Source organism: Oceanospirillum sp., from assembly GCF_982874595.1.
The window spans coordinates 1-7207 of the sequence record NZ_CEYNZH010000088.1; the positions used below are offsets into that span (position 1 = coordinate 1).

The following is a 7207-nucleotide window of genomic DNA, read 5'->3' on the forward strand; positions in this document are numbered from 1 at the left end:
GTCGTCATAAGAAAGTTCTTAAGCAAGCTAAAGGTTACTACGGTGCTCGTAGCCGTGTATTCCGCGTAGCTAAGCAAGCGGTTATCAAAGCAGGTCAGTATGCTTACCGTGACCGTCGTCAGCGTAAGCGTCAGTTCCGCGCTCTGTGGATCGCACGTATCAACGCTGGTGCACGTATCAACGGCATGTCTTACAGCCGTTTCATCGCTGGCCTGAAAAAAGCCAATGTTGAAATCGACCGTAAAGTGCTGGCTGATCTGGCTGTTCACGAGAAAGCGGTTTTTGCTGCCATCGTTGAGAAAGCGAAAGCAGCGCTAGCTTAAGATCGTTTCCCGACTGTGCCAAGGCGGAGTCGGGGTAATGATGATGACCGTGCTTATGCATGAGTCTTAAATAGGGGAAGGCGCTAACGTCTTCCCCTATTTTTATTTGGAGCCCACAGACGATGGAAAATCTTGCAACCCTAGTAGATCAGGCCCGTTCTGCCATCGCTGAAGCGAGTGATGCACAGGCACTGGACCAGATCCGAGTTCAATATTTAGGTAAGAAAGGTGAAGTCACTCAGTTGCTGAAAGGCCTGGGCAAGCTGTCACCGGAAGAGCGTCCTAAAGCTGGTGATGAGATCAACAAAGCAAAAGATGCTTTGCTGCAGGACCTGAATGCCCGTAAAGCGGATATCGAAACTGCACAGCTGCAAGCCAAACTGGCGGCAGAAACTCTGGATGTAACTCTGCCTGGTCGTGGCCAGTCCGTTGGTGGCCTGCACCCGGTGACCAAAACGATTCAGCGTATTGAAGATTTCTTTGGTTCTATCGGTTTCAGTGTGGCGGAAGGCCCTGAGATCGAAGACGATTATCACAACTTTGAAGCCCTCAACATCCCAGCGCACCACCCTGCGCGTGCGATGCACGATACCTTCTACTTTAATGCGAACACTGTGTTGCGTACGCACACGTCACCGGTTCAGGTGCGTACCATGGAAAGCGACAAGCCACCGATTCGCATTATCTGCCCGGGCCGTGTTTACCGTTGTGATTCTGACCAGACGCACTCCCCGATGTTCCATCAGGTTGAGGGCCTTCTGGTTGACAAAAACATCAGCTTTGCTGACCTGAAAGGTATTCTGGAGCAGTTCCTGAAAGCCTTCTTTGAAGATGATGTGAAAGTACGTTTCCGTCCTTCTTACTTCCCCTTCACAGAGCCATCCATTGAAGTGGATATCGACCGTGGTGACGGTAAGTGGCTGGAAGTTCTGGGTTGTGGCATGGTGCACCCGAAGGTATTTGAGTACTCCGGTATCGATCCTGAAGAGTACACCGGCTTTGCCTTCGGAATGGGTGTAGAGCGTCTGGCTATGCTGCGTTACGGCGTAAATGATCTGCGACTGTTCTTTGATAACGACCTGCGTTTCCTTAGCCAGCTGCGCTAAGGCGAAATCGTTACAAGATAACGTTATGAGCAGCCTGTTTCAGAAAGCAGGCTTCCCACTGCAAGAGCAGTTGCAAGAACATAAGATTCAGGAAAGAACCAATGAAATTCAGTGAACAGTGGCTCCGTGAATGGGTGAATCCATCCATCACAACGGATGAGCTGGAAAGCCTGCTTTCCCTGTCCGGTCTGGAAGTTGATGGTGTAGAAAAAGCGGCCAAAGATTTTTCCGGTGTTGTTGTTGGCGAAATCATCAGCGCCGAACAGCACCCAAATGCTGACAAACTGCAGGTTTGTTCAGTATCCGATGGCACCGAGACCTTTCAGGTTGTTTGCGGTGCGGCCAATGCCCGTGCCGGTCTGAAAACCGGTTTTGCTAAAGTTGGTGCGGTACTACCGGGCGACTTTAAGATCAAAAAAGCCAAGCTGCGTCAGGTTGAGTCCTTCGGCATGTTGTGTGCGGAAGATGAACTGGGTATCTCCGATGATCACGGTGGTATCATGGAACTGGCTGCTGATGCACCGGTTGGTGCAGATCTGCGCGAATACCTGAACCTGGATGACACCATCATCGAGGTGGATCTGACGCCAAACCGCAGTGACTGTCTGAGTCTTGCAGGTCTGGCCCGTGAAGTGGGCGTACTGACCCAGACTCCGGTTAACGTACCGGAAGTCGCTGTTGTGCCTGCAACAGCCTCGGAAACCTTCCCGGTTGAACTGATTAACAGTGAAGCCTGCCCGCGTTACATGGGCCGTGTGATTAAGGGTATTAACCCGACAGCTACGACACCTCTGTGGATGGTAGAGAAGCTGCGTCGCAGTGGTGTGCGTGCTATCGACCCTGTGGTTGATGTGACCAACTTCGTGCTGATGGAACTGAGTCAGCCGATGCACGCTTTCGATCTGGCAAAACTGTCTGGCGGCATCAAGGTGCGTCTGGCGGAGCAGGATGAAGCTCTGCAGCTGCTGGATGGCTCCGAAGTGAAGCTGAACGCCGATACGTTGGTGATTGCGGACCATGAAAAAGCCGTTGCGATGGCCGGTATCATGGGCGGCGAGCAAACTAAGGTAACGGATGGTACATCTGATATCTTCCTGGAGTGCGCCTTCTTCGAGCCGATCTCTATTGCTGGTCGCGCCCGTTCTTACGGTCTGCACACCGATTCCTCTCACCGTTACGAGCGTGGTGTGGATTTCACACTGCAGGCCCGTGCCATGGAGCGTGCCACTGCATTACTGCTGGATATCGTGGGTGGTGAAGCAGGTCCCGTGGTTGAAGCGGTTGAAGAGAGCAAGCTGCCGGTTCGCAATGACGTGGTACTGCGTGCCGATCGTCTGAACCAGATGCTGGCTATGGAGATGCCTGCTGAGAAAGTTGAAGACATCCTGACCCGTCTGGGTCTTCAGCTGACGAAAGAAGGTAACGATTGGCGTGCAGCCGTACCGAGCTACCGTTTTGATATCAGCATCGAAGCCGATCTGATTGAAGAAGTTGCCCGTGTTTATGGTTACGACAACCTGCCGGTTAAGAGCCCGACGATGGCGTTGGGTATCGAAGCTCAGCCGGAAGCGATCAAGCCGATCCGTCTGATCCGTCAGTCTCTGGCAGCCCGTGGTTATCAGGAAGCGATCACCTTCAGCTTTATCGAGCCGGGTCTGTCCAAGCTGTTTGATCCTGAGAATGCTCCGATTGCGCTGGCGAACCCGATCTCTGCTGATCTGTCCGTGATGCGTACTACCCTGATTGCCGGTTTGGCTAAAGCGGTACAATACAACCAGAACCGTCAGCAGGGCCGTATTCGTCTGTTTGAAAGCGGTCAGTGCTTCATCCAACAGGGTGACGAGATGGTTCAGGATCCTATGGTCGCGGTTATCGCGACCGGTAGCCGTGAGCCGGAAGGCTGGACGGGCGATGCTAAGCCGATGGATTTCTTTGATCTGAAAGGTGATCTGGAAGCATTGCTGGATGACAGCGGTATTCTGGCGGAAGTCAGTTTTGAGCCAGCACAGCATCCCGCGTTGCATCCGGGTCAGACGGCTCAGATTCTGCGTAACGGTGAACCGATCGGTTTTATCGGTGCTCTGCATCCTTCAGTACAGAAAGAGCTGGGCCTGAAAGGCAGTGTCTACGTGTTTGAAATCAAACAGTCAGCATTGCAGCAGGGTCGCGTTGCTAAATTTGATTCTCTGTCTAAGTATCCGGAAGTACGTCGTGACCTGGCTTTCATTGTTGATGAAAAGACACCGGTTGCGCACCTGATGGCTGCGGTGCGTGAGCAGGCTGGTGAATGGCTGAAAGAACTGCGCTTATTCGATGTTTATCAGGGCAAAGGTGTTGAAGAACAACGAAAAAGTGTTGCTTTGGGCTTGACGTGGCAGCATGCTTCGCGCACTCTAAATGACGAGGAAATTAATAGTCTTGTCGACCAGATTGTATCCGCAGCACAGGAGCAGTTTGGTGCAAGCCTGAGGAGCTGATAGAGATGTCTGCGTTAACTAAAGCTGAAATGGCAGAAAAGCTGTATCTTGAGTTAGGTCTTACCAAGCGTGAAGCAAAGGACATGGTGGAACTGTTCTTTGAAGAGATTCGTGAATGCCTGAAAGATAATGAGCAAGTTAAACTTTCTGGCTTTGGTAACTTTGATCTGAGAGATAAGCGCGAACGTCCGGGACGGAACCCTAAGACTGGCGAAGAGATTCCTATCTCTGCCCGCCGCGTGGTGACTTTCCGCCCTGGTCAAAAGCTGAAATCCCGCGTTGAGAGTTTTGACGATCCGGAATATCAGAGTCAGTAGCTGCCGTTAACGCCGGACAACAGCCTTGAAACCCGAATCAATCTGATTGGTTCGGGTTTTCCTGTTTTACCATTTACGTTTATATAACTGGCTGATTACACAGTAAAATATATTTGCAAAGCAAGATCTCATTTGTATAATGCTCAGCAGGTTCGGGACGTAGCGCAGCCTGGTAGCGCACTACAATGGGGTTGTAGGGGTCGGAGGTTCGAATCCTCTCGTCCCGACCAATAAATTCTGAAAACGGCATCTCAATGAGGTGCCGTTTTTTTTATGCTTGCAATTTCCTTATCGGTGCTGTCTACATGTTCAGGCAAGAAGTTTTACTCGATAGCCTCGCCTCGATAAAATCAGTTTATTCATCATCAGGTTAGCTGAGTTGTTATGACATCAGATCCCCGCCATACCCAGACCGGTTCTCCGGTCAGTCATTCAGATCTTGAAAAGCGTTTGCTGGAGCGGGATGCAGCGCGCTTGTTTATGCGCCGGTATGAGCAGGATTTTAATGAACCCATGCGTCATATCTGGCACAACGAGCCCTCCAAGCCGGATATCTCCTGCTATTTTCAGAGCAAGCCGTTGGATCTTGAGATTGCTCACCTATATGCCACATCCGAAGAGGCCAAGCATGTACGGGATCGCGCTAATACTGACTTGCTCTGGCATTATCTGTCGGAACTGGCAGCGGTAGATCCCTGTGATCGTTTGCAGGCTGCCCTTCTGAACCTTCTGCACAGTAAGGCGCAGAAGCATTATGAATCCGACCGGGTCTGGTTGGTGATTCGAAATGTCAGTCCGCTCTGGTCGCGTTCAGAGCTGCTGAACGTGGCGATGAGTTTCGATGAAACGGATTATCCCTTTGAGCAGATCTGGTTGTTGCCGGATTTTGATGGTGAGCAGCCGCTGATCCGGATCGCCTGATCGGCTTAAGGTCGTGCCGCATCTGATGGGGGTTGTGCTAGCAGGCCTTAACCCGTGGGATCTCGCTCCAGCAGGTTGTGTAGCGGGGAGAGCGGTGCGCCATCTTCATCTGCCAGCGTGCATCTTCCACCGGTAGTCCAAAAGCGACGGTGTGTCGTCCCATCTTATGGTTCAGCTGATCCAGTGTTTGCATCAGCTTTTGTGTTTTTGCACCTTCCTCCTTAAGCGCGGCCTGTTCGCTTTCCAGAAGTCCCAGCTGCATCGGTCGCCATGGGATCAGGTCTAATAGCATGATGCCTGCTTTATGGTAGCGAACGCCCGGTTGATAGATCGCTTCCAGCTGTTGTTGGGCGGTGTGCAGAATCTGCTGGGTATTATCGCTGGCCTGAGGCAGCGCGATGGCCGAGGCGTCGTAGGCCCGTCCCTTAAAGCGTTCTGAGCGGGAGCGAATGGTGACCAGTACCGCTTGTGCCAGACTGTTTTGACCGCGCAGCTTTTCGCAAGCGCTCTGGCAATGAAACCGAATAGCGGCCTTCAGGTCGTTCAGGCTGTTGGTGGATGTGCTGAAGGAGCGGGAGCACATAATACTCTGTTTGGGTTCCGGTGCATCATCAAGCTGAATACAGGGTGTTCCCTGAAGTTCCATCTGAGTGCGGGCGACCAGCACGCTGAAATTCTTCTTCAGCTGTTGGGGGTTGGCTTCCCGCAGATCCATGGCGGTTTCAATACCCTTAAGACGCAGCTTTTGTCCCAGTCGTTTGCCGACACCCCAGATCTCTTCCACCGGCAGGGTTTTGAGCCATTGCAGCAGCTCTGCGTCATCGGGGTTATCAAAAACGCATACGTTGTTTCTGCCCGCTTGCTTTTTGGCCAGATGGTTGGCGATCTTCGCCAGGGTTTTGCTGGGGGCAGCGCCGACGGAAACCGGAATGCCTGTGTGTCGGGGCACGGTATCTGCCAGTTGCCGACAGAAGCCGACGCTTTGGTCGTTCATGCCGGTCAGATCAACAAAGGCCTCGTCGATGGAGTAGCGCTCAACGCTGGGACTTAGTTCAGTCAGTACCTGAATTACACGGGCTGACATATCGCCGTACAGCGCATAGTTTGATGAGCGCAGGGTGATGCCCAGTCGCTTAACGTGAGGATAAACCTGAAAAGCCGGAGCACCCATCTCGATATTCAGGGCTTTAAGCTCGTTGGATCGGGCGATAATACAGCCATCGTTATTGGACAGAACCCCAATCGGCTTGCCATAAAGTGCAGGTTCAAAGACACGTTCGCAGCTGGCGTAAAAGTTATTGCAGTCCACTAGTGCGATCAGGGTTTTGGCTGAGTGTGGGGCTTGCCCGGTTGTTTCAGAGTTCATAACCGGGTTCAGGCGCATTGATGAATAATGTGAGACACCACGCCCCAGACAAAACAGTCATTGGACTCGTCCAGTGGGATCGGCCGGTATTTCGGGTTTTCCGGCTGTAGCCAGTAGCACCCCTGATGCAGTGCCAGACGTTTTACCGTGAGTTCGCCATTGACGGCGGCGATCACGATTTTTCCCGGAGCAGGCTGGATGGCGCGATCAACAATCAGCAGATCCCCGTCCTGCATACCGGCATTGATCATAGAGTAACCCTCAACCTTCATCAGAAAAGTGGCGGATGGGTGGCGGATCAGTTTGTCATTCAGATCCAGATGACGTTCAACGTAATCATCAGCTGGTGACGGAAAGCCCGCAGACACGCAGCTGTTAGCCAGAGGGATTTTGCAGTTTGAGTCGGGAATGCCCACAGGCTGAATCGAATGCAGAGACATGGTCGACCTCAGTTTTGGTGAAAGGGAATCGAGTATTGGTTAAATATACAGTATTGTTTGTATGTACAGCAATAAGGGAAAGATGATCCGATATGCCCGTATGACAATGGCTATAGAGAAGACAGAAGAAAATTGAAAATTTTTTGAAATAAATGCTTGTAATTCATGAGGATAGAACTATAATGCCTCCCATCTCTTGAACAGAGAGATCCCTGATAGCTCAGTTGGTAGAGCAGTAGACTGTTAATCTATTGGTC

At 51.7% G+C, this 7207-nt stretch carries 7 protein-coding genes and 1 tRNA gene; 6 read left to right on the top strand and 2 right to left on the bottom strand.

All coding sequences use genetic code 11. The features are described 5' to 3' along the window. From rplT to AC4GL5_RS18140, 6 genes are all read left to right on the top strand, one after another. Window positions 1–323 (top strand): 50S ribosomal protein L20 (rplT, locus tag AC4GL5_RS18115; RefSeq protein ID WP_490384211.1); only part of this gene is annotated, 323 nt, incomplete at its 5' end. A gap of 122 nt (window positions 324–445) precedes the next feature. Further along, a complete protein-coding gene (gene pheS, locus AC4GL5_RS18120) occupies window positions 446–1429 on the top strand; it encodes a phenylalanine--tRNA ligase subunit alpha (RefSeq protein WP_490384212.1) in 984 nt (327 codons plus the stop codon). 101 nt (window positions 1430–1530) lie between these two features. Continuing rightward, entirely contained in the window at window positions 1531–3906 is a 2376-nt protein-coding gene (gene pheT / locus AC4GL5_RS18125) for a phenylalanine--tRNA ligase subunit beta (protein ID WP_490384213.1), read from the top strand. 5 nt (window positions 3907–3911) lie between these two features. Continuing rightward, window positions 3912–4223: an integration host factor subunit alpha gene (ihfA, locus tag AC4GL5_RS18130; protein WP_077242509.1), complete on the top strand. Its 312-nt coding sequence runs from the start codon at window positions 3912–3914 to the stop codon at window positions 4221–4223. A 153-nt stretch (window positions 4224–4376) separates the two neighbouring features. Continuing rightward, window positions 4377–4453, top strand: a tRNA-Pro gene (locus AC4GL5_RS18135). A gap of 154 nt (window positions 4454–4607) precedes the next feature. Further along, window positions 4608–5144 carry a hypothetical protein gene (locus tag AC4GL5_RS18140; RefSeq protein ID WP_490384214.1) on the top strand — a complete coding sequence of 179 codons (537 nt, stop codon included), beginning with the start codon at window positions 4608–4610 and terminating at the stop codon, window positions 5142–5144. Window positions 5145–5181: 37 nt separating this feature from the next. Here AC4GL5_RS18140 and AC4GL5_RS18145 read toward each other — a convergent pair whose 3' ends face one another. Both AC4GL5_RS18145 and AC4GL5_RS18150 read right to left on the bottom strand, forming a co-directional pair. Further along, window positions 5182–6510 carry a Y-family DNA polymerase gene (locus AC4GL5_RS18145; RefSeq protein WP_490384215.1) on the bottom strand — a complete coding sequence of 443 codons (1329 nt, stop codon included), beginning with the start codon at window positions 6508–6510 and terminating at the stop codon, window positions 5182–5184. A gap of 8 nt (window positions 6511–6518) precedes the next feature. Beyond that, a complete protein-coding gene (locus AC4GL5_RS18150) occupies window positions 6519–6950 on the bottom strand; it encodes a LexA family protein (RefSeq protein WP_490384216.1) in 432 nt (143 codons plus the stop codon). Window positions 6951–7207 lie beyond the last annotated feature (257 nt).